The following is a 25,621-nucleotide window of genomic DNA, read 5'->3' as shown; positions in this document are numbered from 1 at the left end:
CGGGGTGGGTGAACGGCCCGTCCCCTCGATAGATGAGGCGAACGGGCCGTTCACCTCACCAGCGGCAGACGGCGAGCCGCTCACTCGGGCTGGAGCAGGGCCGTCCCGCCGGTCTGCTCCAGCCGGTAAGCGGGCAGGTCGCCGCGCGGCACCACGTGGAACCGCTTGCCGTCCGCCGGAAGTGCGACCGGCTCGGTCTCCACGCCGCCCTGCCGCCAGCGCAGAACCACCCGGAACCGGCATTCGCAGCCACGGCTGCTGAACCGCAGCCGGAAGGTCTCCGGGTTCGTGCGGCCGATGGGGAACGGCAAGGCGATCCGGTCCGCGGAATCCCCTGCGGTTTCCGGCGGCGACAGCGTCGGCGGGTCGCTGTCCAGATCGGCGTTCAGCTCGAACCGGGCGGTGCCCTGCGCGCATCCTCCCGAAGCGGGCCGGACCAGGAACCCGGTCTGCGGCGCGCTGTCCCGGCCGACCTCCTCGATCTGGATGTCGTCGAGCAGCAACTCGGTGGGAGCGGTGTTCCGCACCGAGATGTCCAGCCACACGTCGTCGGCCAGCACGGCGTCGTCGTCCTTCGGCGCGGTGGCCAGGGCGGCGGGATCGGCCTGCGCCACCGGTTGGTCGAGGTAGCGCCGACCGCACCCGGCCTGCCACACGTGGTCGACGACCGGCGAGGCGGCTTTCGGCGAGGCGGCTTTCGGAGGGCCGGACTCCTCGCCGGTGGGCCAGGACAAGACCGCGATCAGGGAGGTCAGCACCAACGCGATGATCATCAAGCCCAGGTAGAGACCGGCGCTCATGCCTCGTCGCCTTGCGCTCGCGCCTTCGCCGGGCGAGGAAGCCGGCTCGACCGGATCGGGCACTGGCCACCAATCGGCTTCCGGCGCGTGCGCGACGATCGCACCGATCAGCTTGTCGGCATCGGCGGAGAAGCTCTCGTGCGCCAACCGCGTCGCGTTCCGCGAAACCAGCGGCCGCAGCCTTTCCGGCAATTCGTCGCGGCCGGGCAGCCGGGCGCCGTCGACCAGCACCGGGATGACCAGGAGACCGCGGTCCAGCGCCGTCGCGATCTCGTGCGCGACCAGGTCGCGCGGGTCGTCCAGCCGCCGATGCCCGTGCTCGTTGGCGATGTCGATCCACCGCTCGCCGATCAGCGCCAGCAGCACCTTGGTCGTCCGCAGCGCATCGTCGATCGCCTCCACGTACCTGACGCCCGGCCCGGTGGTGAGGTCGTAGAAGACCCGGTCCGGGCCGAACCGCTGGCCGAGGAGATCGTTCAACCCCCCGGCCGGGTACTTGGTGTCCTCGCGCCGGTAGCTGATGAAGATCCACTTCTCGGTGCGAGACGCAGAACTCCCGGAAGACGACACCGACACCCCCGATCCGCGACCAGATCAACACCGTGCCACAACGTTCGGGAGACCGTCACGGCAATGCGGACTTCCCTCCGAGTCAGACGGTCGGGCGTTCGTCCTGGCGCGTCCAGGTCCAGGGGACGCAGGGGTCCATCTCGCCGGAGAGCGCGACGGTGATCAGGCACCGGCGCACGTCGTCGATGGGGATCACGTCGCCGGGCAGGAACGTGGCGTTGTGCTCCTGGTTGACGGTGATGGCGGGCAGGTCGTCGCCGCCGGCGCCGCGGGTGGTGAAGCACAGCGCTGCGGTGTGATCGGTTTCGGGGAACTCGGCCATGACCGCGCCCCATCCGTCGCGGTAGCCGAAGGTGACGAAGATGTGCTGGTCGAGCACTTCCTCGGACGGGGCGATGCGCCACGCCTCCGGCGGCTCGACGAGCAGGTAGACCTGGCCCTCGTCGGGCACCGCCAAGATCTTGTCGATCATCGCGATCTTGTCCTCGTCGGTGGCCACGACGACGTAGTCGTCATCGGCGGCGGCCGCCCGGTCGATGCGCACCCGCCCGGTGCGCTGGCTCCGGCCGCCGGTGACGCGCTCATGAACGCAGGGCAACCCGCTGGGCACCGGAATCACGGTCAGCGCGGCATCGTCGACCACCGCGGTGGTGATCCCCCCGTCACGGGCATTGGAGACCCACTGGGCGTGGTCACCGGACAGGTCGGTGCCGTCGTCGAGTACGTGCCCGATGAGCTCGGCCAGCCAGTCAGCGGCCTCGACAGGCGTGTTCAGGATCCGGTCCGGAACGAGCGTCTTGACCCGCTCGTCATCGGGCAAAGCATCGTTCGCCTCGGCCTCCTCGATGTAACCGTGGAAGTGATAACCGCCCATGGAGCCGGAATTCCCCTCTGTTGATCTTCCAGCGAAGGCTAGTCCACCAACAAGACACCAACGCCCGTTATCCGCAGGGGGACTAGTCGGTTACGAGTCTGGTGGTGTAGCCCGCTTCGACGAGGTGGGCGTACGCCTCTTTCACCTCGGACGGGACTTCTTGGGCGATCGCGAAGCCCCTCCGGGCGTACACCTCCACTCGCTGCGTGTCTCCCACGAGCATGTTGATCACTCGGTTCACGTCGCCGATCGACTGCACGTACTCGTCCAGGGGCAGGCGCTGCGAACTGCACACGAGCTCCACCTCCGGCCAGATCTTCTTGGCCGTCGCGAACGCTCGTCGCTGCTGGTACGGGCGCGACACCAGCAGCATGGATGCGCACCGGATTCCCTTGGCCGCCAAGAGTTCTCGCGTGTACTCGATGTTCTCGGCCGTGTTGGTCGATCGCGGTTCCACCGCGATCGCCGAGTCCGGCACTCCGCGATCCAGCGCGCGTTCGCGGTAGTGCACGGCCTCTCCCCTCGGGAAGCGCTCCACCGTGGTCGGCGCGTTCGCGCCGGTGAACACGATCAGCGGGAAGAACCCGCCTCGGTAGAGGTCGACGACGTGGTCCGCCACGCCGAGGTCGTGGCCGCCGAGACCGACGCCCACGTCGCAGGGCCGGAGCTCGTGGCGGAGGTCGTGGTAGTCCCAGAGCCGCTGGACGTGCGCTCGGATGCGTTCCGGGATGGCCGGCGTCGGTGCGTTCATAGCCGCCTTTCGCGCCTTCGGCTCGGTCAGGGATCTCGCCATCAGGATGCTCGCTGCTGGTCGGCGATCTCGCACGGCGCTGCCCGACGCGGCATGGCCGACCGGCTCGATGGCCTGGGAGCGCAAGAGCGCGGATCAGCAGGCGCGCAGCGGTTCGAAAAGGTGCGGAGATGATCTCCCCGCCTGTCCCCCACACGTGTTCCACCAGGTGTTTTGTGGGGCAGGTGGGACTTGAACCCACGACCTGACGGGTCATGAGACCAATTCATGGTTGTTTGCCATCACCGTTTACAGCCAGCAGTTTTTGCAAATGCACACGTCGCTGGCTGCGATCGTTTGACACCGATTGACGTCGTTTCCTGTGGGTAAAGTGTGGAGGTGATCAAGCTCGTCGGTCGGCCGTGGGTCTCAATCGCACCGACAGCCGACCGCAGGCATGGGGCTTACACAGTAGGCCGCACTCCGGCTATGCCTCACGAAGCGCCGTCGCCATCGAGGGAGATAGTGCTATTTTTCAGCAGACCCGGAAGGCTGTCTACGAATTTATTAGCTTCGCCATATAGCCTATAGACGTCATCGATAGTTTTTTCGAAAGAATATGTCGCGTAATTATTGTGAACCACTTCGTTGCGAGATCGACCTATCTCCAGGAATGCATCAATCGCACCGGAGAGCTCCCTGTTTTCCCGGCAGTACTTTTTCATCTCCTCGCCGAACTCGGCGCCGAACAATTTCCAGAACGTGTTCGCGTTTCGCGCCTTCCAGTCGAATAGAGTGTGGTACTGCCTTTCAATCGCCTTGTTATTAACAAGTTCCAGGATCTTAGGGTCGCTCGTGTGCCCCCTTACGTAAGCCCTTAAGCTATCGCATACTCGTTCCTCGAATTCACTCGCGGCTGCTAACAGCAAGACTTTGGGCAGTGTCGCTTGCAAAATAGTATGGTGAGAAATCTGCCGTTGAGTGCTCAGGTAATCTAAAACACGAATATGTTCCTCATACATGCGCTTTAGAGTTTCCATGGCTTCACCCATCGACCAAGCTGGAGAGGATCCTCCGGGCCTCACTGAGCCTCTTCAGCATATTGGAGGTCTTGGTTGAGCCCTCATGCATACTTCCTGTAAATTCGCCACTACGGGTAATATGTTCAACCCACTCCGGCCGGATCTCAGATACAACCCTCCCCTCCTCCTTCAATTGCATAACTGCCACGTAGACAGCTTCGAATAGGAGCGGACTGAATCTTGCGCTCTTTGTTGCCCCCGTGCGATATGTTGCTTCATCGCAAGACTCATTCAAGCGCGCAAACCATCGCCACTCCGAGCGAATCCGCTCAATAGTTTCTTGCCCGAAGTTTTTAGCCCGTTCGCAAAACCTATTCACGAAAGAATTCATCGACCCAGCATAGCCTTCCACTCCCTCCCGAAGAGCGAGGCTGCGAAGGACCATCTCGATATCTTTCATTCTCGAGTCGGGAGTTTGCGCTCCCAGCAGCGTACGCCACTGCGGTTCTTCGTTAAGGGTGTAAAGCTCTTCGAAAAATCGAGAATGGTAAAGGCTCGCTCGAATTTCCTGAGGGTTGAGATTGACACCACCTGTGTTCAGTCGGTTGAACATCTCAAACATCGACGAATGCCCGTCTTCCGGGCTGACTTGCTTCACGATGACGTTTCGAATAGTCCGCAAGTCGAACTGCCGTTTGTGGTCACCCAAAGTCGCGTAGGTGAGACCATGGAATTTGCTCGTCTTTTCGTTCTGCTGCCCCGGCTTCGCCAAGAAGAGCTTGAAAGGCTCGAAAAAGTCGTCATCGGCGAGTAGGTCATCAGAAAATCCGCCTCTTTCCGAGAAGAGCTCACGAAGAATGCTTCGCTTGTCTTTTCTCGGGAAGCGCTCTTTCATGAAGAAGAAAACTGTCAGCAGGCGTTGCTGGCCATCAATAATGAGGAATTCGTTGCTGTCTTGTTCGTATAGAAACACTTGCGGGATAGGCAAGCCGAGGATAAGAGACTCGATCAGCTTGGACGCCCGCCGACGATCCCAAACATAGTTTCTTTGGAAGCGCGGAATCCGAACCGCACCTTCCTCGATGAAACTTGTCATTGTACGGGTATTGAAGTCGTTCGGGGAAGACACGATCGAATATTCATCTACGCTCCCCGAGGCGTCTTCTGCGTCCAGCTCTTCGATATTTACCTTGACAAGGTCGGTCTCTGCTTCCTGCATCTACGGCTTCCTTCCGTGGGTGATCACGTCAGAGACACTCTATCGATGTGCAAGGGTTCTTCCAGCTGTTTCGCACGTGCGTCTACCCGGAATTTCGTGCGGGCCGCTCGGACCTCGGGCGATCCTCTCTCCACCTACAAGGGAGGGCTTCTGCCCTCACCCCGTCGACCTGTCGAAGACCGATCAGGTCGTGTCAAGGGGGCAACCGCCGATGCCAACGGGAAGCGTCGGCGCGAGCTTGCCCCCCTTGACGCGGCCTGATAGCCCTGTGGGAGGTCGATGGGGTGAGGGCAGAGCAGCCACGACCGAACCGCAGCGTTCGATCTTGAACCCTCACCCTGTTGGCCTGCCCGTCCGGCGAGGACATCTCTTTGCGGTGAAGCGTGCCCCTCTGGTGGCGCGGGGCCGCCTGCCTTCCGATCTGGCCGGCGCGCGGGGTGCCGGGGTGCCGGAGGCGGGCCCCCGGCGGGGCCCCGCTGCGCCGGGCTCGGAAACCGCAGGCAGGCGGCCCCGCAGGGGCCGCCCTTGATGAAGAAAAGAAACTCTGAACACCAAGGTATCGACGCGAAGGGTGGCTAGGGTTCAGTGTCGCCGACGAGAACGGCGTAGAGGGTTGTGTTCTAGAGGCCACCGGGTAGATGTGCGGGCCGCGTCGCCTCGGGTGTGGCAACCGGCCCGCGTGATCGGCGCAGCCTTCCCCGTTGCACCGGCAAGACTCACGATAGAACGCTAGTTCGAGTGATCGCCAGTCGGGGGCCACAGCTCCTCGGCGAGGAACTCCTCACGCCGCTCCTCGCGGGTGGGGCCGAGCTTGATCGAGGCGATCGGGTCCCACCAGTAGCCTCGCTCGCGGTCCTGGTATTCCCACACGACGTGCACCGCGGGGATCTCCCAGGAAACGCGGCTAGGTGCGTTGTTCGCCGGTCGCGACAAAGGTACCGCGGCCGTGCACGACGACGATCACGCCGCGGTCGGCGAGGTCTGCGACGGCGCGCCGCACGGTGCCGCGAGCAACGCCGTAGATCTCGGCAAGTTCGAGCTCGGTCGGCAGGCGTGAGCCTCCGGTCAAGTCGCCGGCGGCGATATCGGCTTCGACGTCTGCCGCCACCTGCGCCCACAGCGTCGCGGGGCCGTCGTGGTCGATCCGGTCACGCCTGTCCTCCCACATGGCATCACGATGGATACCCGGTGACCTGCACGGATGAACCTCTACGTTCAGATAGGTACAGAGAGGTCCATATAGGTTTATCCTCTCGGCATGGCGAAGTCGACGGAGGCGGCCGCGCTCGACGTATGGAAGCGTCGGGCCTGGAAGACGCACATGGAACGTCGCCCCGGTGAAACCGTGGCTGACTGGCACGCGCGGTTGGCATGGTCGTGCTACGCGTGCGGAAGACGGTTCCCGACTGGTCAGCGTCGGGCGCTCAACGATCACGAAGACTCACACGCCGGCCGCTGATCGCGAGGCGGAGAGACGAAAACGGCGCCGCCTGGCGTGGCCAGACAACGCCGTTCAGGCAACGGGCAGCGGCTAAATCAGCTCGGTCATCTGGCCAATGATGCCCGCTGGCTGGTACTTCATGAACTGCTCGCGCTTGCCGGGCTTGTTCGCGTACGCGATGCACTTGGCCCCAGCATGTTGTGCGGCTTCGACGTCGCTGATCGAGTCGCCGATCATGACGCAGCACTCGGGCACGACGCCGAGAAAACTCGCCGCCTGCAGTAGAAGATATGGCTGCGGTTTGAGTTCGCCGACATCCGCATTCGTGCGAGCGGAAACGCCGACGACCATGCTGGTCAGGCCGTGCGCTCCGAGGTAGGCCCGGACTGCGGCCTCGGAGTTGTTCGACACGATGACGACCGGGATCTGCCGGCGCGAAAGGGATTCCAGAACAGCGAACGCGCCTGGAGTCGGTGGGGCGACCTCGACTGCGCGCGTTTCCAACTCCCGGAGCCGATGTTCAACGGTGGCGGCGAAACCGCCAGCTGAAGCGGCGTACTTCAGGACGTCGAACGGGTCACGACTCCGATCAACCGCGTCTGGTAGCCGACCTTCGAATAGTTCCCGCAGCTCGGCGGCCACCTGGTGATCCGCCAGGCCGCCGAAGACGGCGCAGACGGGTCCGTCGAAGTCGAGCAGGACTGCGTCACTGCTGGAGATGATCTCCGGCGGCCCGGTCATCGGCGCACTTCCCGGGCGACGGTTGACCAGATGCTGTCGAACCACATCTGGGACTGCTCGATAAACAGCGCGCTCAACGATTCGTCGTTCGGCTCGGCGGCGTGATGGAACAGGGTTGCGTCTTTGCCCATGAGGTCCCAGATCGGCGTGTCCTCGCCATCGAGCTGCACGACGTGTTCCCGCACCGGGTAGTAGCCGAAGAACGCTTCGGACTTGTTGATCAAGTAGAGCTTGAACAGCGGAACCGCGGGATACACCCGGAGTTCCGCCTTGGCGTCGGCCACGAGCCCGAGGCGGCCCATTTCGTTGACGGTATCGACGATCGCCAAGGTGTGACGCTGCATGATCCCGCTGGCCCGCTTCCGAAACGCTGGGCTGTCCTTCATGTCTCCGACGCGGGCCGGCAGGGTCCAGGGCACTTCGGTGTCAGGCACGAGCAGACGAACCCGGATCGACTCGGGGCGCACGCGACCGCTGCGGATCTTGTCGAGCGGCTCGGTGAGCGCGCCGTGCAGGGTCTCGCCGGAGAACCCAGCAAAGTCGATCGTGACGTCCGCCTGCTCGAAGGCCCGTTCAAGGTGAGGCCGGAGACCAACCGGGCGCTCCGTGCGCTCCCGAACGAAGACGCCACTGCCCTGACGGGAGACGACAAGCCCTTCATCGCGAAGGATGCGCAGCGCTTGCTGAATGGTCATACGCGCGACGCCGTAGCGCTTCGCTAGCTCCGCCTGCGAGGCCAGTTTGTCGCCCGGCATGAGCTTCTTCGTGAGGATCGTCGCCCGGAGCGCGTTCGCTACCTGTTGATACGGCGGACGCGGGTCGTCGGGGTCCAGTTCAGTCATTTGCCCAGGTTATCGCAGCACGAAGCAATCTGACTAGCCATGTTGGCCAACCTGTTGACATGGCTAGCCAAGCTGGTTTAATCTGTACATGGCTAGCCAAGCTGGCCAACTCGAAACTTCGAACCTCAAGCGGAGGCAGAGATGACGCTGAAGAACATCCCGGCGAACATGAACGGCTACAAGCTGATGATCACCGAGGCTCCGGCGATGAAGATGCGGGAGAACGAGAACGGTGTGGCCGAGCCGGTCACGGACCGCCAGGGCGTGAACCAGTTCGTGGTGTCGCTGTTCGCGAAGCGCCGCCCGGGTCCGGGCGAGTTCGCCGAGAAGGGCGAGGAGATCAAGGTGACCCTGACCGCGGACCCCGGCGAGGGTTTCGAGGAGGGCACCTACGTGCAGCTGGTCGACGCGACGATGAGCCACTGGCAGAACGAGCGCAACGGCCGGTTCTCCTCGGGGATCAGCTTCCGCGCGAACGGCCTGACGCCGGCGGCCTGATCGCCGCCAATTCGTTCGACTTTCTCTGATTTGCATTTCTGAGCCTTCCGGCTGTTTGCCCTTTGGCAATTACATAGTGGGCCGAGCCATGCCTTTTTCGGCGCGAAATTGTGCGCCGGGGAAGTCATGTTGACCCCCGGAATCGGGACGGCAAGGAATATTCCTGCTCATGCCGGGGGTCTTCATGGTTTCCCAACAAAGAAGAGGTGATGTGTTGTGCTGTGCTACTGCCCGGCGTGCGATATCCCGGCGAGCCACCGTTTCTACCGGCACTCGCATGACGAGTTTTGCCGCGAGAACACCGGCGGCGATGTGCTCGGCGATGACTGAGCCGAGTGGACCCAAGGCGTCGGATGAGCTCTGGTCAATGGCTCAGGGTGTCAGGTCGGTTCGCGAGGACCTGGAGGAATTTCGTCGCAGGACCGCGAGTCGCGCGGGTTCGCGGAATTGGCGGGTTCAGTTCGCCATCTCCGCATTGGAGACCGCGGCGGACGAGTTGGAGTCGATTCGAAGCGAATGGGAGTGAGTCAGGATGAACGGTTTCGGGTTCCACGGTTCCGGCTGCCTGGGTTCGGGGCGGTGATCGGCTGTGGTCGAGGAAACGGATTTGTTCGGTAATCCGATCGCGCCGTTGAAGCCGCGGGAGGCTCCGCGTCCGCCGGTCAACGACATGGAGTTGGTGGAGCGGATTCTCCGGGAGGCTTCCTCGGTCGGTTTCGTGGTGGTCGGCGTCCGTGAGGACGTGTACCGGCGGGTCACCGACGACCTGGTGGAAAAGGCGTCGTCCGATGTGGACGCCGCCGTGCACCAGTTGATCGACGCGAAGTGGCTGGAGGTCGGCGGCACGCACACCGTGCGTTACGACCGCTACTCGGGTCCGGCGCGGTCGGTGCTGGTGCCGCGGAAGTCCAAGCAGACCGCCTACCGGTGGCAGTCGCTGTCCAAGCCGGAGGCGTGGGGTTCCCGCGGCCGGGGAAAGTCGGCGGCATGAGCGGCCAGGGGTGTCAGCACTGGTTTTACCGGGTCGAACCGGATGGGACCGCGCAGTGCCAGGACTGCCCGCACAGCTGGCAGGTGAGGTGAGCACCGAACGAGCACCGCCCCACACGAGGGGTCCAGGCAAGGGAAAGGAGAGAAAGGGTGAAGGGGTGCTCCGAGCTTTGTAATCCAAGATCCGACGACCCTGCGTGCCGCAACTGCCGGCTTGCCCCGGTGAAGAATTTCGATTCCCGGGACGAGAAGCTCCGCCGGGTGTTGTCCGATCTGGACCACGGACTGAAGTTCTATCTCGGCTGCCTCGAACAGGCCCGGGGTTTGCCGTGGTCGTGGCGGATCGAAGAATCGCTCGATGACCTTTTCGACGAAATCGACAAGGTGGCGAGCTGGACGACACGGCATCTCGAAGAAGTGGAGAAGCGGCTGCGATGACGTATGAGGAAGCTCGCGACTCCATCCGGGAATCGATGCGGCGCCTGATGGACATCGAGAACGTGATCGTCACATCGGCGACCGAGCTGGATTTCCCGGACCGGAACGAGCTGATGCCGCTGATGGACGGGCTTCAGCGGGCGCACTACCAGCTCGACCGGGTTTTGCAGGTTGAGGAAATCGGTGAAAACGAATGAAGGGAAGTGAGTAATGCAGATCCAGGCGCTGAACAACCGCGCGAAGGACAAGTACCAGGAGCTGCACAACGCCCTGGAAGCGGTCCGGATCATCTTGGAGGAGGCGAAGAAGCTCCACGAGAAGATCACCGAGCCGCCGCGCGAAGAGGTCGGGTGGCAGGTGCCGGACAAGGACGACGTGGAGGGCGCTCACTACAAGGCGGTGGAGCAGCTGAACACGCTGCACGCCTCCACGGTGAAGTGGGAAAAGCAGCTGGTCGCCAACGGATGGAGGGTCTGAGCATGCGGAAGTTTCGGGTGGATGCCGTGATCGGCGACATCGACAAGGCGATGAGCAAGCTCCGGGACGCCATGTCCGGCCTTCAGGTCCGCACGGCGGGTTTCCGCAAGGAACACGACGAGCTGGCACGCCAGGTGGCCAACTACAAGGTCGACCTGGAAGACGTCGCCCCCTACATCAAGAACGACTAGGGCGCGACCGCACGAACCCCGGGGCTCGGCTGCCAATGACGGTAGCCGAGCCCCCCTTTTTTTGTTTGTCCCGCAAGGTGTTTGGAGTTGATCAGTGATGGGCAAGGAGTCTCGCCGCAAGGGAATCGAGTGGCGCGCGGCCGGCTGGATGGCACGCCACCCCGGCATCAGCGCCACGCCGCCGCTGCTGGGCGCGAGCCTGGCCGAACTGGGCCCGGTGACCACCGCGGGCGTTCTGGCCGGCGTGGGTGCGGCGGGCCTGTCCTGGTACCGCGGGCACCCGGCCACCTTCGACCGCCACGCCGCCCCGTGGCTGCGGGCGTTCCGGCAACGCTGGCTGCGCTACATCGGCAGACGCTGGCGTGGGGTGATGATCGATTGCGAGTTCGGCAGGGAGAACCGCAGGACCGGGCATGTGGAGGTGCCGCGGCTGATCCGGGTCCGCTCGGCGTCCCCGTCGATCGACACCCTGTATGTCAAGATCCTCCGCGGCCAGTCGCTGAAGCGGTTCCAGGACGCTCAGGACGAGCTGGCGATGGCGCTGCGGGCCGACGCGCTGGGGGTCACGAAGGTCAAGCCCGGCGTGATCGCGCTGACCGTGGTCCGCGGGAACCCCTTCGAGCACATCGTCGACCCGGCCGAGATCCCCGCCGACACCGCCGACGTGGACTTTGAGGCGCTGTACATGGGCGAGGACGAGCACGGCAACGACTGGACCGAGCCCTTCATCGGCGGCAACCACCTACTCGGGTGCGGCGCGACCGGCTCGGGTAAGGCGGGGCTGTTCTGGAACCCGCTGCGGGCGATGGGGCCGGCGATCCGGGACGGTCTGGTGCAGGTGGATTTCCTGGACCTCAAGGGCGGCATGGAGGCCGGGGTTCACCGCGAGTTCTTCCACCGCTACGCCGACGAACCCAAGCCCGGTCTGGAGGTCATCGAAGCTTTCCGCGACGACATGAAGGCCACCCAGCGCTACCTCGCCTCGGAAGGGCTGCGGAAGGCCACGCCGAGCCGGGAAACGCCGCTGCGGCTGCTGATGATCGACGAGCTGGCCATGATGACCGCGCTCGGCGAGTCGGGCATCACCCGCGCCGCGATCAAGCTCATGGCCGAGGTCATGACCCAGGGCCGTGGCCCGTTGTTCGGGGTCTGCGCCTACGTGCAGGAACCGACCAAGGACATCGTCCCGGTCCGGGACCTGTTCACCCGCCGCGTGTGCCTGCGCACCACCGCCGAGAACCACCCCGACATGGTCCTCGGCGATGGCATGCGGCAACGCGGTGCCTTGGCCGATGAGATCCCCGCCGACGACGAGCACGCCGGCATCGGGTTCCGCGTGGACAAGTACTCCCGCCGCCCCGTGCGCGTGCGCGCCGGCTACGTCTCCGATGCCGACATCACCGAACTCGTCCGCACCTGCACCCCCGGCCCGGTCGATGAGTCCAACGTGGTCCACCTCCACCGCGGCCACGACGAAGACGACGAAACCGAAGCCGCCTGAAAACCGAGCAATACAACCCGAAAACCGACTAGGAAGGAACGAACCGATGAAGCCCGTTGTCCACGTTGAACTGACCGGTGCCGCGATCAAGACCGTCCTCATCCTGCTACTGCTGACCATCGGTGTTCTGGCGCTGGTGTGGCTGCTGGCCGGGCCCGGTTACGCCATCGCCGGCGGCATCGCGGTGATCGTGATCGTGCGGGGCCTGTACGCCCTGTTCACCCCCAGCAGCGAATAGGAGCCGATCATGCGCTTGCGCCGACGCCCGAAGGGTGCGCCAGAGGGCGAGACGCGGCGGGTCGGCAAACTCCGCGCCCAGATCGCGGAAGCGACCCGCCTCCGCGGCCTGGTCCGAAACCCCGACCTCACGGCGGTGGAGATCGAGCGCCACCGCCGCCGCACCCTGATCGGGCTGTGGTTCTTCCTCGCCCTCGGGCTGGTGTTCACCACTGCCGGCGTCCAGCGCTTCCTCGCCGGCAATGCGACCCCAGCCGATCCGATCTGGTGGGCAGCCTGGACCGTAGAACCGATGTTCGCGGGGCTGCTGATCGTGCTGCTGAACTTCGAAGCCCTGATCCTCTCCCACGGCATCGACCTCGAACACGCCTGGTGGACCCGGCTCAAGCAGGTCTTGCTGGCGGCCACGTTGTTCATGAACGTGATCCCGCAACTCGTCCCGCTGGTCACCAACTGGACGGAGTTCAACCCCGGATCGGCGCTGGTACACGCGATCATCCCGGTGATCGTCTACGGGCTGGCCGAGGTCATCCCGGTCATCCAGGCCCGCGCCCGGCAAGCCATCCTCAACGGCTACGCCGAAGCCGACCGCCACCAACCCGACCCCGAACCCGCACCACCGGCCACACCGGAGGCCACCCCGAAACCAGACTCGGAACCGACCCCGGCACCGAAGCCCGAACCGCTGGCCACAGCGGAACAGCCCGTGGCCCCGGAGCCGCCCGCGGTAGTGAAGACAGTCCAGCGGGGCCCGAAGCTGCCGCCGCAAATGATCCAGGCGATCGACAACGCCCGCACCCAGGCACTCCGTGAGGGCCGGGAATTCACCGCAGCCGACGTGCAAGCCGTTGTCCGGCTCCCGGACGACATCGCCGCACAAGTCGCCGGCAGCACCACCAACGGCCACGCCGTGACGTGAAAACCGTTACCACACAACCGAATCACTGATCCGTACCGGCTCGGCGGGGCGTACCGCGGGGCACGGGCTCACGGGAACACCCCGCCGGGCCCACACCCAGGAGGTGCCACCGTGACCAGCCTCGCCCGCCCCCTCCCTCGTCGCCGTCCGCGTCTGCTGGACCTGTACTCGTGTGCTGGCGGCGCCGGAATGGGCTACCACCGCGCCGGGTTCGACGTCGTCGGCGTCGACATCGCCCCGCAGCCCCGCTACCCGTTCGAGTTCCACCAGGCCGACGCCCTGGAATTCCTCGCCGCGCACGGTCACGAGTTCGACGCGATCCACGCCAGCCCGCCGTGCCAGGCGTTCACCAACGCGCAGCGCATCCGCGGCAACGATCACCCCGACCTCATCGCGCCCACCCGCGACCTGCTCATTGCGACCGGTCGGCCGTGGGTCATCGAGAACGTCGAAGGCGCGCCCCTGCACAACCCCGTCATGCTCTGCGGCGCCATGTTCCCGCAGCTCAAGGTGTACCGGCACCGGTTGTTCGAAACAAACTTCCCCCTCTCCGCACCCGCGCACCCCGAGCACGTGGCGCGACTGACGAAGATGGGCCGCCCGCCCCGGCCGGGGGAGTTCATGCACGTTGTCGGCAACTTCTCCGGCGTGCAGGCCGCCCGGGACGCGATGGGCATCGACTGGATGACCCGCGACACCCTCCGCGAAGCCATCCCGCCGGTCTTCACCGAGTACATCGGCGCCGCCCTCCTGGCCGAGGCCACCACCCCGGCCACCGCGGCCGCCTGAAAGTTCTTGCTCCACAACCGAATACCGCATACCGATCCAGCTCGGCGGGACACCACCGGGCCGATCGATCCGGACTGGTGTCCCGCCGCTTTCTTGTGTGGAGGTGGACACCATTGCCCCCGAGAGCCCTGATCAACCCGACCGACTACCGGCGCCTGACCACTGATGGCGTGCAGCGCCGCGCCCGCGCCGCCGGCTTCCAGCAGTGGCGCACCAGCATCGAGCGGCTTGGCGGCTGCACCCACCCGATCCGGCTCTCCGGCTCCTGGGCTGTCCAGGACACCGCCACCGGTAAGGTGCTCGCCGACCGCACCGGACAGGTCATGGTCCCCTGCGGCAACCGCCGCGAAAGCGTCTGCGTCGCCTGCTCCGACCGCTACGCCGCCGACGCCTACCACCTGCTCCACGCCGGGCTCGCCGGCGGCACCAAAGGCATCCCCGTGACGGTCGCGGACAAGCCGCGGCTGTTCGTGACCCTCACCGCCCCATCCTTCGGTCCGGTCCACAACCGCCCCACCCCGAACGGGAAGGTCATCCCGTGCCGGTGCGGCGAGTACCACCACCCCGACGACCCCCGCCTCGGGCAGCCGATCGACCCCGGCACCTACGACTACCGCGGGCACGTGCTGTGGCAGGCCCACGCCGGCGCGCTCTGGCACCGCTTCACCACCTACCTCAAGCGCCACCTCGCCGAAGCCGCCGGCCTCCGCCAAAGCGCCTTCAGCGAGGTCGCGCGGTTGTCGTTCGCGAAGGTCGCCGAATACCAGCGCCGCGGCGTGATCCACTTCCACGCCGTCATCCGCCTCGACGGCCCCGATGGACCGAACGACCCGACCCCGCGATGGGGCACGGTCGGCGTGCTCACCGACGCGGTCCGGCTCGCGCGCGCCAACACCGTGATCACCTCCCCGAAGGTTGACGGCCGCGTCTGGGAGCTGGCATTCGGGGACCAGCTCGACATCCGCCCGATCCGCCCCCTCGACGCCTCCGCAGTGGAGGATGACCGCGGTGTGATCAGCGATGACCGGATCGCCTCCTACATCGCCAAGTACGCCACCAAAGGCACCAGCACCGCCCAGGCCGCGGACCGCCGGATCCGCTGCCAGGCCGACATCGACCGCCTGCAGGTCAGCGCGCACCACCGGCGGATCATCCAGACCGCATGGGACCTCGGGGCCCTGGTGACGTGCCCGGACTGCCACCCCGACGGCCCCCACCAGGCCGAGGGCTGCGCCTGCCAGCAACGCCAGCGGGCCCGCTACTGCGACACCTGCGACAACGGCGGCGAGATCACCCGCACCACCCGCCTCCACCGCCTCCACCCCGGGCGCACCGACAAGCCCGACCCCCTGGATGCGCTCCGGCTCCGCCGCTGGGCACACATGCTCGGCTTCCGCGGCCACTTCCTCACCAAATCCCGGCAGTACTCGGTGCCGTTCCGGCAGATCCGCGACGACCGCCGCCAGTACCAGCACGAACACACCTTCGCCCAACTCGGCATCACCGACGACGAAACGATCACAGTGATCAACGACTGGGCCATGACCAGCGTCGGCCACCACACCCCCGCCGAACGCGAACTCGCCGCCGCCATCGCCGAACGCCGGCGAGAACAACGCAAACACCGCCACGCCAAAGAAAGGAAGGACTGACCATGATCCGCAACCTGTGGGGCATCGGCGAGGTCTCGGCCTACCTGGGCGTCCCCGCCGGCACGCTCTACCAGTGGCGCACCCGCGGCTACGGACCGCCCGGCCGCCGGGTCGGCAAGTACGTCCGATACAAGCCCGACGACGTCGAGCGGTGGTTCGAGTCCCTGGATGAGGGGTGATCTAATGCCGCGGCCGCCGTTGGACGTCGGTACGTACGGGAAAATCCGTTTCTACGAGACCGCCACGGGCTGGCGTGCGATGACGAAGTATCGCGACTACGACGGCGTGACACGCCCGGTGGAGCGATCAGGCCGTACGCAGAGTCTGGCGGAGAAGAAGCTCAAGAAAGAGCTGCGGGACCGCTTGACCCCGGCGCAGCACGCCGGACTGTCTCCTGATTCGAAGTTCCGCGAAGCGGCCGAGCTGTGGATCAAGGAGTTTGAGGAGGCAGTGGAGGAGGGCGTACGGTCTCCGACCTCGTTGGACACCTACCGAGGACGGCTCAACACATACGTTCTCCCAGCCCTGGGTGAGCTTCGCCTTCGGGAGATCACAGTGTTCCGCATCGACCAGACGTGTCAGTCGGTGCGAAAGAACAAGAGCGTGGACTCAGCGCGGACTGTCCGGAACATCATCTCGGGAATCTGCGGTCTGGCGGTCCGCTACAAGGCGATGCAGCGCAACCCGGTGCGTGACATGGGGCAGCTCGAAGGTCGTCGCAAGGCGTCGCGCGCACTCGAGTCGGACGAGATGCGAGACCTTCTGACGAAGCTTGACGAGAGCGAGTCGGCGATCAAGTACGACCTTCCTGACCTCGTACGTTGGTATGCAGGCACCGGCTTCCGCACCGGTGAGGCCCTTGCAGTGCACTGGCACCATCTGGACCTTGAGGCTGGAACCGTGGATTGGGCTGGCAACCTGATCAGAGCCACGGGGAGAGGCCAGATGATCAACGACGGCAAGACCGAGGTCTCGGGCCGGGCTGTTGCGCTCCCGACCTGGTTGGTTGCCATGCTCCGTGAGCGTCGGGCCAGACTGGCGGAGCGGTTCGGCATCGAGCCGGATGAGATCTCGGGGCCGCTCTTTCCGAACAGCAAGGGCGGCCATCGGGACAAGCACAACACCCTGGCCCGCTGGCGGGACTTCCGGAGCGACGCCGGATATCCCTGGGTGACGTTCAGGACGTTCCGGCGCTCGGTGGCGACCGTGCTCGATGAGGCTGGGCTGACCGCGCGAGAGGTCGCCGACCAGCTGGGGCACTCTAAGGTCTCGACAACCCAGGACGTCTACATGGGCCGCCGGGTCAAGAGCCGCAAGGCGGCCGACGCCCTGAGCCGGGTTGAGTGGTTCGGTGAATAAGGTGTGGGGAAAGTGTGGAGATGATCTCTCTGCCCTTTCCCCGCACCTGTTCCACCAGGTGTTTTGTGGGGCAGGTGGGACTTGAACCCACGACCTGACGGATTATGAGTCCGCTGCTCTGACCTGCTGAGCTACTGCCCCAGGATTGCTTTCGCAATACCGGCGATCGTAGCGAGGTCGCGGGGGGTTCGAGCTGGCGGGTGGACCCGCCGACCGGCCTACGGATCGATTGGTCGAACCGGTCGAATGCGCTGCGCACGGCGTTACGCCGAGTGGACTACCGGGGGTTTCGGACGAATGAAAACGGGGCCGGCGCACCCGTGCGATGCGCCGGCCCCGGTCGGTCTGCTGCTCAGCCGAAGAAGCTGAACACGTCGAACGCTCCGGTCAACTGGCCGATGACCGCGATCGTGGCCATCAGCGCGCCGATCCCGGCCACTGTCAACACCGACAGCATGATCAAGTAGACGAGCGCCTTGATCGGCTTCGGCAGCTTGGCCACCGAGCCGAAATCCGGCAGCGAGATGTGCGATTCCTTGCCGATACCTGGTGCGGACATCCTGACTTCCCCCGTCCTCTGTCAGTCCCCTTGGACGAACGACCACTGCTCAAGAGACGAAGCGCAACGGGATTCCGTTGCGCGCAACGCATCACGAGTTCATTTCGGTCAGCAATCGAGCGGATCAACCAGCACAGTCGGTCTTTCCGGCCCGCGGCTCACGGGCTCGGACAAATCATCCGTGCTCCAACCGACCGCCGCGAGCCGGGCATGGACGAGATCGTGCGGCGATCCCGGATCGTTATCCGACCCGCCGTCCAATTCGCTCGGACAGGTGACACGAACGCGGAACCGCCCCACTACCGGAAGATCCGGGCGCGGGACTCTCCCCGGCTCATGCGCTGCTCGCACCCGTCACCGGCCGAATACCTGCCGTCGCGGTTGCGCTCCTGCTCAAAGCTTACCTTGTCGGGTGAACTCCGGTGCCACCGACCGCGTGCGTCCACAGAGGCCGGTCACGGGCAGAGGCGCCGGTAGGGCAAACCGGGCGCGCGCACGTTCCACTCCTGCTCGGTGAAGCCGGGACCGGCTGCGGCGCAGGCCAGCTCGGTGGCGCGGGCCACGACATCCGGCAGGTCTCCCACGTTCCACAGCATCGCCGTCGTGATCGTGGTCTCGCTGCTCGCGGTCAGCCGGATCTCGCCGTCGGTGAGCACGATCAGCAGCGACTTCGCCCTGCCCTGCTCCTTCCAGAACTGGACCTCGTGCTGGACCCACGCGGATTCCGCGGACTTCGGGTTGGCCGGCACGACCTGCGGCGCGAGCGCCGCAGGTCGTGCCGCGGAAGATGCGGAGCTTGCCGCGGACCCTCCACCACGGTCTTTCGATCCGCAGCATCGCGCCCCGCACGTCGGCGGCCAGCTTGCCGTCGGCCCCGTGGCTGTACGAGAGGAAGCGTCGTACTCGAAGCGATTCGCCGGCGGCTTGGAGTCGCCGCGCATGCCCACACCCCCATGTGGTCCCGCGCGTGATCGCCGGAGCACGCTGCGCGTTGCCGGGACGGTCCCGCCCCGGCCGTCGGGACGACCAGGGCGGGACCGCTGCCGAACGCGACGATCAGGTGCCGACTCGCCAGTCGGTCAGGTACCGCTTCTGCTGGTCGGACAGCTCCTCGATCTCGACGCCGTAGGCGTCCAGCTTCGCCTTCGCCACGCGGTTCTCGATGTCCTTCGGGATGCCGTGCACGCCCGCGGGCAGCGACGCCGCGTTGGCCACCAGGTGTTCGAGCGCCAGCGCCTGGGTCGCGAAGGTCATGTCCATCACCTCGGCCGGGTGCGCCTCCGCCGCCGACTGGCCGACCAGCCGGCCCTCGGCCAGCAGCAGTATCCGGTTGCCCACCGGGAGCCGGTATTCGACGCAGTTCGGGCGGAGCTCGGTGACCTGCTCGGCCTCCTTGCGCAGGTCCTCGACGCCGATCTCGATGTCGAAGTGGCCGGAGTTCGCGACGACCGCGCCGTCCTTCATCTTGCGCATGTGCTCGATCGTGACGACGTCCCGGTTTCCGGTGACCGTCACGAAGATGTCGCCGTGCTCGGCGGCGCGCGACATCGGCATCACGGTCAGGCCGTCGAGCACGGCCTCCAATGCCCGCACCGGGTCGACCTCGACCACGATGACGTTGGCGCCCATGCCCCTGGCGCGCATCGCGACGCCGCGACCGCACCAGCCGTAGCCGACGACGACGAAGGTCGAGCCGGCGAGCAGCATGTTGGTCGCCCGCAGGATGCCGTCGATCGTGTTCTGGCCGGTGCCGTAGCGGTTGTCGAACAGGTGCTTGGTGGCCGCGTCGTTCGTCGGGAACACCGGGTAGCGCAGCGCGCCGTCGTCGGCCATGTTCTTGATCCGGAGGACGCCGGTGGACGTCACCTCGGTGCCGCCGATCACGTCGGTGAGGAGCTCGGCGTGGTCGTTGTGGATCGTGGTGGTGAGGCCCGCGCCGTCGTCGACGACGATGGTCGGACGGGTCTTGAGCACCGCCTGGACGTGCCCGTAGAACGTGTCGCGATCGGCGCCGTACACCGCGAAGACCTCGGCGCCGATGTCCCGCTGGATCGAGGCGGCGACGTCGTCCGGTTGGATCCGCACAGCGCGACCTCGGCGCCGCCCGCGACCAGCGCGCGCACCATGTTCGCCGTCTCCGTGGTGACGTGCAGGCAAGCCGCGATGCGGTGACCGGTGAACGGCTTCGCCTCCGCGAACTGCTCGGTCAGCGTGCGCAGAACCGGCATGCGCCGCGACGCGAAATCTATCTTGCGTTGTCCTTGATCGGCCAGCGCCAGATCGTGCACCATACCCACCGAAAAGCCCTGCTCTCCTCAGTCACGTCAGCCTGGAGCGCACTCCGGAAAGATCGGGGTGCACTCATCCCCGAAAGGCCGCCACGTCATTTTTCACGGGGCGCCGGCGTCGGAGAAGACTCCCGGGACATTGAGCGGGTGAATTCACATTTCTCCAACACTGGAGCCGACCCTGCAGCAGCCCCGCAATGAAGTCGAGCGCGCCATTTGCCCGACCGGCAAGAACGCGTTGCCGAACAAAACCGACATCTGCTGGTTCTTCCACCTGCGCCACGCTGGGCGGTTAGCGGGAGCGAACTCCACGTTCACCCATTCGCTGCAACGCATTACGCGAACCGCCGTCGGAGCGAGCGGAATTCTCGGACGCCCCACACCGAAGCCGAAAGAGCGCACACCGATGTGCGTCAATCGCCAGAACGAGTGGAGCGAAGGGTCAAATCGCATATACAGGGACTTTGGAATATTCCCGACAAAGACCACTGCGGCAGCCGCATTCGCAGGCCATCGAGGCTAAATCGGCCAGCGGAACGCCCCGGACAGCGATGAGCGCATTTCACGAGAGGCCGTCGGAAACCTCGCCCGCTCCCTCGCGCGCGACTAGGATATCCACCGGGTCGCCAACGTCGGCGAAATCGCCACCGGTACGCCCTTCCCGGCTGATCCATCACCTAGGCCGGAACGGACGAGAACACGACAAGGCCACCACCCGGACCGCCAGTCGTTTCCCGCCGCCGATCTCGCAGGAGGTAGAAACAGTGCAGTACGTGGCCATGCTTCGGCAGAAGTATGTCGCTCACCTGCTCGGATCAAGCATTGTCGGCAGATTGCCGAACGGAATGGCTCCGATCGCGATCGCCATCCATCTCCGGCAGCAGCAGGCCGGTTACGCGGTCGCCGGTCTTTTCACCGCGATTTACGCCTTGAGCACCGCGGCCGGTTCCCCACTGCTCGGCAGACTCGTCGACCGGTTCGGCCAACCGATTGTCATGCTCATTTCCGCCGCCGGCTCGGCGATCGGGTTCTTCGCGGCCGCGTTCCTCCCCGTCGACGACTATTTGTTGCTCGGCGCCTCGGTGGTGCTGGCGGGCGCCCTCACCCCGCCGTTGGAGGCGTGCCTGCGCAGCCTGTGGGCGGACATCCTGCCCAAGGAACAGCTCGAAGCCGGCTACGCGCTGGATTCCTCCACCCAGCAGGTCATCTTCATCAGCGGCCCGCTGCTGGTGGCCGGCGGCATCGCCGTCGCACCCTCCGAGTACGTCGTGCTGGCGACCGGGTTGTTCGGCCTGATCGGCGTGGTGGTGTTCTGCCTCGCCCCGCCGGCCTGGCGCTGGCGGCCGGTGCACGCCGAACGGCACTGGCTCGGCCCGCTCCGCTCACCGCTGCTGACCGTCGTGCTGGTGTGCAACTGCGGCGTCGGCGCGGCCATGGGGGCGTTCAGCATCCTCGCCGTCGCCTACTCCGAGCACGTGTCCCTGCCCACCATGAACGGCGTGCTGCTGAGCGCGAACGCGGTCGGCGCGATGATCGGCGGCATCGTCTACGGCGCCAGGGTGTGGAAGAGCCGGGACAGCAAGCGGCTGCTGGTGCTGCTCGGCACGCTGGCCGCGCTGTACCTGCCGCTGATGCTCACGCCCGGCGCCATCGCGATGACCGTCCTCGCGTTCATCGGTGGGCTCTTCCTCGCCCCGGCCCTCACCTGTTCGTACGTGCTGGTGGGCCGGATCTGCCCGCCGGGCACCGTCACGGAAGCGTTCGCCTGGCTGGTGACGATCTTCCTGGTCGGCAACGCGGCGGGCGCGGCGACGGCGGGCGCGGCGGTGAGCTCGCTACCGATCAACCTCTCCTTCGGCGCCATGGCGCTGTTCGCGCTGATCGGGTTCGCGATCTACGTCGTCGGCCTGCGACTGATCGGCCCCGAATCATCAAGCACCCCAACGGAATCCGAGCAGTCGACCGCCCGCTGAGGCGGTGGGACCGCTCGCGCTCGCCGGCGCGGGCGGCCCGCCGCTGTTCGACCACCGCGTCCAGCAGCGTCGCGACTCCGCACTCCTCGTTGGTCGGGACGACGAGGTCCGCCGCCGCGAGCACGGAGTCCGCCGCGAGCCCACCTCGGCCCTACATCGCGGCAGGCCGCGCGGCGGCTACATCGGCGGCACGACGGCGTTCGCACACAAAATGATCCCCCAACGCACTTCGCCCGCTCCCGGCCGCCTCCTGCTCATCCCGGCACGCCCAGACGCGATGCACCGTCGAAGGCAGGTTCAGCGGCGCGCGCGACGCTGACCGCCACCGGCGAGACCAGGGCGCGGCACCTGGCCGACCATCCCGCGCTCGACGGCATCGACCTCGTCCCGAGCAGCCCCGCCACCCGGGCCAGGACGACCGCCGATCTGCTGACTCGCGACACGGATAAGTACGAAGTGGACGATCGGATGTGCGAATTGTCCTTCGGTTCTTGGGATAGCAAAAACCGTCCGATTTGGACGGATACGAGTGCTGCGAATCCTGGAAGCGCAATCCGGCGCCGCACTGCCCGCCGGGCGGCGAATCCGGCCTGGAGGTGGCGGCGCGAGTGGTCGCGGCCGTCCGCGACGCGCTCGAACGGCACCGCGCGGTGGCCGCGGTGACGCACAAGGCCCCGGTCCGGCTCGCCGCGTGGTTCCTGCTGGGCATTCCGCTTTCCCGCTACCGCGATCTGGCCGCGGCACCGGTCGGTTCGGTCACCGAGCTCACCTTCGGCCAGGACCGCGGGCGGCTGCGCGGGCTGGGCGATGTGTCCCACCTCCCACTCGAATGGCGTAGGAATCCGGACGGCACCGGTCCGGGACCGGCACCTTCTGGTAGTAGCTCTCCCCGTGAACGCTCCGCGCCAGAACACGTCCGCTGATTCCGCCGATGCCGCGTGTGGAAAGGAGAACGACTTGACGCGCTTCGCCGAGATCGACCACATCGTGTGGGACTGGAACGGCACGCTTTTCGCCGACACCGCCGCGCTGATCGACGCGACGATCGACATCTTCGCCCGGGCTGGGCTGCCGACCGTCACGCGAGCCCGGTACCAGGAGCACCACACCCAGCCCATCCCGCTGTTCTACGACCGGCTCGCCGAGCGCGATCTCAGCGACGAAGAGCAGCAGTGGCTGGCCGAGGCGTTCCAGGAGACCTACGTCCGCTACCGCCAGAACCTCGGCCTGCACCCGCAGGCCCGCGACGTCCTGCGGCAGTGCGCCGACGCGGGCTTCGCCCAGTCGCTGCTTTCGATGTACCCGCACGAAAAACTGCTGCCGCTGGTGGAGACCGCGGATATCACCGCGTTCTTCCGCCGCATCGACGGGCTGCGCACCGACGAGGCCGCGAAGAAGGCCCCGCACCTCCGGCGGCACCTCGCCGAGATCGGTGCGCGCCCGGAGAGTGTGCTCCTCGTCGGCGACAGCGTGGACGACGCGCTGGCCGCGCGGGAATGCGGCGCGCACTGCGTGCTGTACCACGCGGGCCGAGACGCGCTCCACTCCCGGGAGCACTTCGAGGCGCTGGACGTGCCGATCGCCGAAAACCTGCGCGACGCCGTGACCGCGCTGCTCGGCCACCGACAGCCGAACCAAGACACCGGGAGGCCGACGTGGACCACCACGACACCGTGACCGTTCCCGATTCCGGCGGCGTCGCCGACGAGATGGCGTGGATCCAGCGGAACTCCCCGCTGCTGGACTCCTACGTCCGGGGGCTGGTCGGCGACGGCTCCTTCCAGGGCCTGCGGGTGGCGGTCGCCCTGCACATCGACCCGAAGACGGGATTCCTGGCGACCGTCCTGCAGGACGCCGGGGCCGAGGTCGTGGTGGGCGGCAGCAACCCGCGCACCACCCGGGACGACGTGGTGGCGCACCTCCGAGAGCGCGGGATCGAGACCGTGGGGCGGCGCGGCGAGCCGGTCGAGGACTGGCGCGCGGGCCTGCTGTCCATCGGCGACTCGGAACCGGACCTCGTCCTCGACGACGACGTCGAACTCGTGGTGCTGATGGCCGAGCACCAGCCCGAGAAGCTCGCCAGGGTGCGTTCGACGCCTTCGAACCGGACGGCCGATACGGCCTGACCCAACAACACCGCCCCGGCGTCGGCCCAGAACTCATCCTCGCCCAGCTCGGCCCGGCAGAACTCGGCGCGGCCCTGGAAAACCGGATCGCCGAAGTCCGCGCCGTCGGCTGAAGGGCGCCCCCAGTGCTCGTGAGTGGTTGTTCCGGTAAGAACCGGAGCAACCACTCACGAGCACTCAGATCACTTCAGACCGTCCGCGGGAGTCCGCGTTCGACCGGGAAGTACGTCGACACCTCGATTCTCGCTGGATCCTCGATCAATTCCTGCCGGAGCCGCTGCAGGCAGGCCGACGGTTCGCCACCCAGCGCCCGGCTCAGGTCCTCGAACACCTGCAGCGCCCGGGGCACCGCGCCCGACCGCTGGAGCGCGATCATCAGCAGTGCGCTGGTGTTCTCGTCGGCCGGGTGCGCCGCCACCAGCGTGCGCAGCTCCGGGATCAGCGCCGCGTGCCTGCCCAGGTGGAGGTCCGCGACGATGCGCTGTTCCAGCACGCGGGTGCGGGCATCTTCGATCGTCGCGGCGGCCGCCGCCAAGACCCGGCCCATCGGCACGTCCACCAGGACCGGGCCGCGCCACAGGTCCAACGCCTGGCCCAGGTACCTCGCAGCGCTCTCCGCATCGCACTTCTCCAGGGCGGCGCTGCCGCTCGCGGCCAGCCGGTCGAACTCGGCGAGGTCGAACGAACGCGATGCCGCCACGAGCTGGTAGCCGTTGTAGCTGCGGGCGAGCAACTCCTTGGCCGTCTGCTTGCTGCCGACCGGCAGCGAGCCCTCGATCCGCCGCCGCAGCTGCAACACGTACGTCTGCAGCGTGGTCGGTCCGCTGCGGGGCACCGCATCGCCCCAGATCTCCGACATCAGGGTCGATGCGGAAACCGCGCGCCCGCACCGCAGGGCCAGCAGGGCGAGCACCTGCCGCGGCTTCCCGGCGGTCGGCACGATCGAACAGTTCCGCAGCCGGACCGAAACCGGCCCCAGCACGTTGATTTCCAGTAACGGCATGCCCAGCAACCATCCGCCTACGAATTGGACGAAGTTGTCAGCCGGGACGGGTGATCGCAGCAGCGATCACGCCCGCAACGCGCAGCACGTCCCGAGGTCCCCTGTCCTCCGTCCGGGCAGGATCAGCCGTGGTGCCGGGGAAGACCGGGTGAAGCCGCGACGAAGTGCGTCACCTGGACGCCGGTTCGCCGGGCATCGCGGCCGCCCGCTCGCGGCCGCGCCGATTCGCCGATGCCGTTCGCGTCAGGGTCTGCCGTGAACATCCGGGACGGGGCGGGGCACATCGCCGCCGCCGGGCGCGCCCGGTGAAATCCCCCAGCAGATCACAACTCCCATGCCAACGCCCTCCCGCTCGTCCCCAGGAAAACCCGCGCTACCCGAT

General features: G+C 66.3%; 30 protein-coding genes, 1 tRNA gene and 2 pseudogenes. 18 read left to right on the top strand and 15 right to left on the bottom strand.

Going from position 1 to position 25,621, the window contains the following annotated elements; all coding sequences use genetic code 11:
* Positions 1–80: 80 nt before the first annotated feature.
* From BLW84_RS28850 to BLW84_RS28820, 9 genes are all read right to left on the bottom strand, one after another.
* Complete coding sequence (locus BLW84_RS28850; protein WP_093271487.1) at positions 81–1,376, bottom strand: toll/interleukin-1 receptor domain-containing protein; 1,296 nt, start codon at positions 1,374–1,376, stop codon at positions 81–83.
* Between the two features lie 76 nt (positions 1,377–1,452).
* A complete protein-coding gene (locus BLW84_RS28845; protein ID WP_093271485.1) occupies positions 1,453–2,244 on the bottom strand; it encodes a hypothetical protein in 792 nt (263 codons plus the stop codon).
* 82 nt (positions 2,245–2,326) lie between these two features.
* Complete coding sequence (locus BLW84_RS28840; RefSeq protein ID WP_093271482.1) at positions 2,327–2,995, bottom strand: YdcF family protein; 669 nt, start codon at positions 2,993–2,995, stop codon at positions 2,327–2,329.
* A 473-nt stretch (positions 2,996–3,468) separates the two neighbouring features.
* Entirely contained in the window at positions 3,469–4,026 is a 558-nt protein-coding gene (locus BLW84_RS46555; protein ID WP_143061136.1) for a HEPN domain-containing protein, read from the bottom strand.
* The gene (locus tag BLW84_RS28835; RefSeq protein WP_093271479.1) at positions 4,019–5,215 is read right to left on the bottom strand and encodes a DUF262 domain-containing protein; all 1,197 of its coding nucleotides are present in this window, start codon (positions 5,213–5,215) and stop codon (positions 4,019–4,021) included. The genes BLW84_RS46555 and BLW84_RS28835 overlap by 8 nt, the downstream gene beginning before the upstream one ends.
* 729 nt (positions 5,216–5,944) lie before the next feature.
* Positions 5,945–6,094, bottom strand: a complete 150-nt coding sequence (locus tag BLW84_RS47785; RefSeq protein ID WP_177226747.1) for a hypothetical protein — start codon at positions 6,092–6,094, stop codon at positions 5,945–5,947.
* 25 nt (positions 6,095–6,119) lie between these two features.
* Complete coding sequence (locus BLW84_RS28830) at positions 6,120–6,383, bottom strand: GntR family transcriptional regulator (RefSeq protein WP_093271476.1); 264 nt, start codon at positions 6,381–6,383, stop codon at positions 6,120–6,122.
* A gap of 363 nt (positions 6,384–6,746) precedes the next feature.
* Positions 6,747–7,397, bottom strand: coding sequence for an HAD family hydrolase (locus BLW84_RS28825; protein ID WP_093271473.1), 651 nt, complete (start codon positions 7,395–7,397; stop codon positions 6,747–6,749).
* Positions 7,394–8,239 (bottom strand): GntR family transcriptional regulator, encoded by an 846-nt coding sequence (locus BLW84_RS28820; protein ID WP_093271470.1) that lies wholly within the window; start codon positions 8,237–8,239, stop codon positions 7,394–7,396. Before BLW84_RS28820 ends, BLW84_RS28825 begins: the two co-directional genes overlap by 4 nt.
* Positions 8,240–8,380: 141 nt before the next feature.
* Here BLW84_RS28820 and BLW84_RS28815 point away from each other — a divergent pair, with 141 nt between their 5' ends.
* The 13 genes from BLW84_RS28815 (at position 8,381) to BLW84_RS28750 (ending at position 17,290) form a co-directional block, all read left to right on the top strand.
* The gene (locus BLW84_RS28815; RefSeq protein WP_093271467.1) at positions 8,381–8,737 is read left to right on the top strand and encodes a hypothetical protein; all 357 of its coding nucleotides are present in this window, start codon (positions 8,381–8,383) and stop codon (positions 8,735–8,737) included.
* A gap of 607 nt (positions 8,738–9,344) precedes the next feature.
* Complete coding sequence (locus BLW84_RS28805) at positions 9,345–9,728, top strand: hypothetical protein (protein ID WP_093271462.1); 384 nt, start codon at positions 9,345–9,347, stop codon at positions 9,726–9,728.
* Positions 9,729–9,988: 260 nt separating this feature from the next.
* A complete protein-coding gene (locus BLW84_RS47780; RefSeq protein WP_177226746.1) occupies positions 9,989–10,165 on the top strand; it encodes a hypothetical protein in 177 nt (58 codons plus the stop codon).
* Positions 10,166–10,212: 47 nt separating this feature from the next.
* Positions 10,213–10,362 carry a hypothetical protein gene (locus tag BLW84_RS47775; protein WP_177226745.1) on the top strand — a complete coding sequence of 50 codons (150 nt, stop codon included), beginning with the start codon at positions 10,213–10,215 and terminating at the stop codon, positions 10,360–10,362.
* 13 nt (positions 10,363–10,375) lie between these two features.
* On the top strand, positions 10,376–10,642 hold the full coding sequence (locus BLW84_RS28790) for a hypothetical protein (protein WP_093271455.1): 267 nt from the start codon (positions 10,376–10,378) through the stop codon (positions 10,640–10,642).
* 2 nt (positions 10,643–10,644) lie between these two features.
* On the top strand, positions 10,645–10,833 hold the full coding sequence (locus BLW84_RS28785; RefSeq protein ID WP_093271452.1) for a hypothetical protein: 189 nt from the start codon (positions 10,645–10,647) through the stop codon (positions 10,831–10,833).
* 97 nt (positions 10,834–10,930) lie between these two features.
* A complete protein-coding gene (locus tag BLW84_RS28780) occupies positions 10,931–12,334 on the top strand; it encodes a cell division protein FtsK (protein ID WP_177226744.1) in 1,404 nt (467 codons plus the stop codon).
* A gap of 46 nt (positions 12,335–12,380) precedes the next feature.
* Complete coding sequence (locus tag BLW84_RS28775) at positions 12,381–12,572, top strand: hypothetical protein (protein WP_093271450.1); 192 nt, start codon at positions 12,381–12,383, stop codon at positions 12,570–12,572.
* A gap of 9 nt (positions 12,573–12,581) precedes the next feature.
* A complete protein-coding gene (locus BLW84_RS28770) occupies positions 12,582–13,490 on the top strand; it encodes a hypothetical protein (RefSeq protein WP_093271447.1) in 909 nt (302 codons plus the stop codon).
* A gap of 111 nt (positions 13,491–13,601) precedes the next feature.
* On the top strand, positions 13,602–14,279 hold the full coding sequence (locus BLW84_RS28765) for a DNA cytosine methyltransferase (protein ID WP_093271445.1): 678 nt from the start codon (positions 13,602–13,604) through the stop codon (positions 14,277–14,279).
* A gap of 113 nt (positions 14,280–14,392) precedes the next feature.
* Positions 14,393–15,931, top strand: coding sequence for a replication initiator (locus BLW84_RS28760; protein ID WP_093271442.1), 1,539 nt, complete (start codon positions 14,393–14,395; stop codon positions 15,929–15,931).
* 2 nt (positions 15,932–15,933) lie between these two features.
* Positions 15,934–16,110, top strand: a complete 177-nt coding sequence (locus BLW84_RS28755; protein ID WP_093271439.1) for a helix-turn-helix domain-containing protein — start codon at positions 15,934–15,936, stop codon at positions 16,108–16,110.
* Between the two features lie 19 nt (positions 16,111–16,129).
* Positions 16,130–17,290 (top strand): site-specific integrase, encoded by a 1,161-nt coding sequence (locus BLW84_RS28750; protein ID WP_245761449.1) that lies wholly within the window; start codon positions 16,130–16,132, stop codon positions 17,288–17,290.
* A 66-nt stretch (positions 17,291–17,356) separates the two neighbouring features.
* Here BLW84_RS28750 and BLW84_RS28745 read toward each other — a convergent pair.
* From BLW84_RS28745 to BLW84_RS50395, 5 genes and pseudogenes are all read right to left on the bottom strand, one after another.
* Positions 17,357–17,431, bottom strand: a tRNA-Ile gene (locus tag BLW84_RS28745).
* 211 nt (positions 17,432–17,642) lie between these two features.
* The gene (locus BLW84_RS28740) at positions 17,643–17,849 is read right to left on the bottom strand and encodes a hypothetical protein (protein WP_093271437.1); all 207 of its coding nucleotides are present in this window, start codon (positions 17,847–17,849) and stop codon (positions 17,643–17,645) included.
* A gap of 455 nt (positions 17,850–18,304) precedes the next feature.
* Positions 18,305–18,598, bottom strand: a complete 294-nt coding sequence (locus BLW84_RS28735; protein WP_093271434.1) for a hypothetical protein — start codon at positions 18,596–18,598, stop codon at positions 18,305–18,307.
* Between the two features lie 307 nt (positions 18,599–18,905).
* On the bottom strand, positions 18,906–19,934 hold the full coding sequence (locus tag BLW84_RS28730; protein WP_218157503.1) for an adenosylhomocysteinase: 1,029 nt from the start codon (positions 19,932–19,934) through the stop codon (positions 18,906–18,908).
* A 47-nt stretch (positions 19,935–19,981) separates the two neighbouring features.
* A pseudogene (locus BLW84_RS50395) lies at positions 19,982–20,077 on the bottom strand (hypothetical protein); the annotation flags it as partial.
* Positions 20,078–20,688: 611 nt separating this feature from the next.
* Between BLW84_RS50395 and BLW84_RS28725 the strand changes: the two are divergent.
* The 5 genes and pseudogenes from BLW84_RS28725 (at position 20,689) to BLW84_RS28705 (ending at position 24,236) form a co-directional block, all read left to right on the top strand.
* Complete coding sequence (locus tag BLW84_RS28725; RefSeq protein ID WP_093271432.1) at positions 20,689–22,110, top strand: MFS transporter; 1,422 nt, start codon at positions 20,689–20,691, stop codon at positions 22,108–22,110.
* A 4-nt stretch (positions 22,111–22,114) separates the two neighbouring features.
* The gene (locus tag BLW84_RS46545; RefSeq protein WP_143061134.1) at positions 22,115–22,429 is read left to right on the top strand and encodes a hypothetical protein; all 315 of its coding nucleotides are present in this window, start codon (positions 22,115–22,117) and stop codon (positions 22,427–22,429) included.
* Positions 22,426–23,033, top strand: a pseudogene (locus BLW84_RS28715) (histidine phosphatase family protein). Before BLW84_RS46545 ends, BLW84_RS28715 begins: the two are co-directional and overlap by 4 nt.
* A 34-nt stretch (positions 23,034–23,067) precedes the next feature.
* Positions 23,068–23,787 carry an HAD family hydrolase gene (locus BLW84_RS28710; RefSeq protein ID WP_177226741.1) on the top strand — a complete coding sequence of 240 codons (720 nt, stop codon included), beginning with the start codon at positions 23,068–23,070 and terminating at the stop codon, positions 23,785–23,787.
* Complete coding sequence (locus tag BLW84_RS28705) at positions 23,766–24,236, top strand: adenosylhomocysteinase (protein WP_093271421.1); 471 nt, start codon at positions 23,766–23,768, stop codon at positions 24,234–24,236. Before BLW84_RS28710 ends, BLW84_RS28705 begins: the two co-directional genes overlap by 22 nt.
* A 187-nt stretch (positions 24,237–24,423) precedes the next feature.
* On the opposite strand, the gene BLW84_RS28700 is transcribed toward BLW84_RS28705, so the two are convergent.
* On the bottom strand, positions 24,424–25,239 hold the full coding sequence (locus BLW84_RS28700; RefSeq protein ID WP_218157502.1) for an AfsR/SARP family transcriptional regulator: 816 nt from the start codon (positions 25,237–25,239) through the stop codon (positions 24,424–24,426).
* Positions 25,240–25,621: the final 382 nt, after the last annotated feature.

It is taken from the genome of Saccharopolyspora shandongensis (assembly GCF_900106995.1).
In the GTDB taxonomy this organism is placed as follows: Bacteria; Actinomycetota; Actinomycetes; order Mycobacteriales; family Pseudonocardiaceae; genus Saccharopolyspora; species Saccharopolyspora shandongensis.
This window is presented reverse-complemented; position numbering and strand designations above follow the sequence as displayed.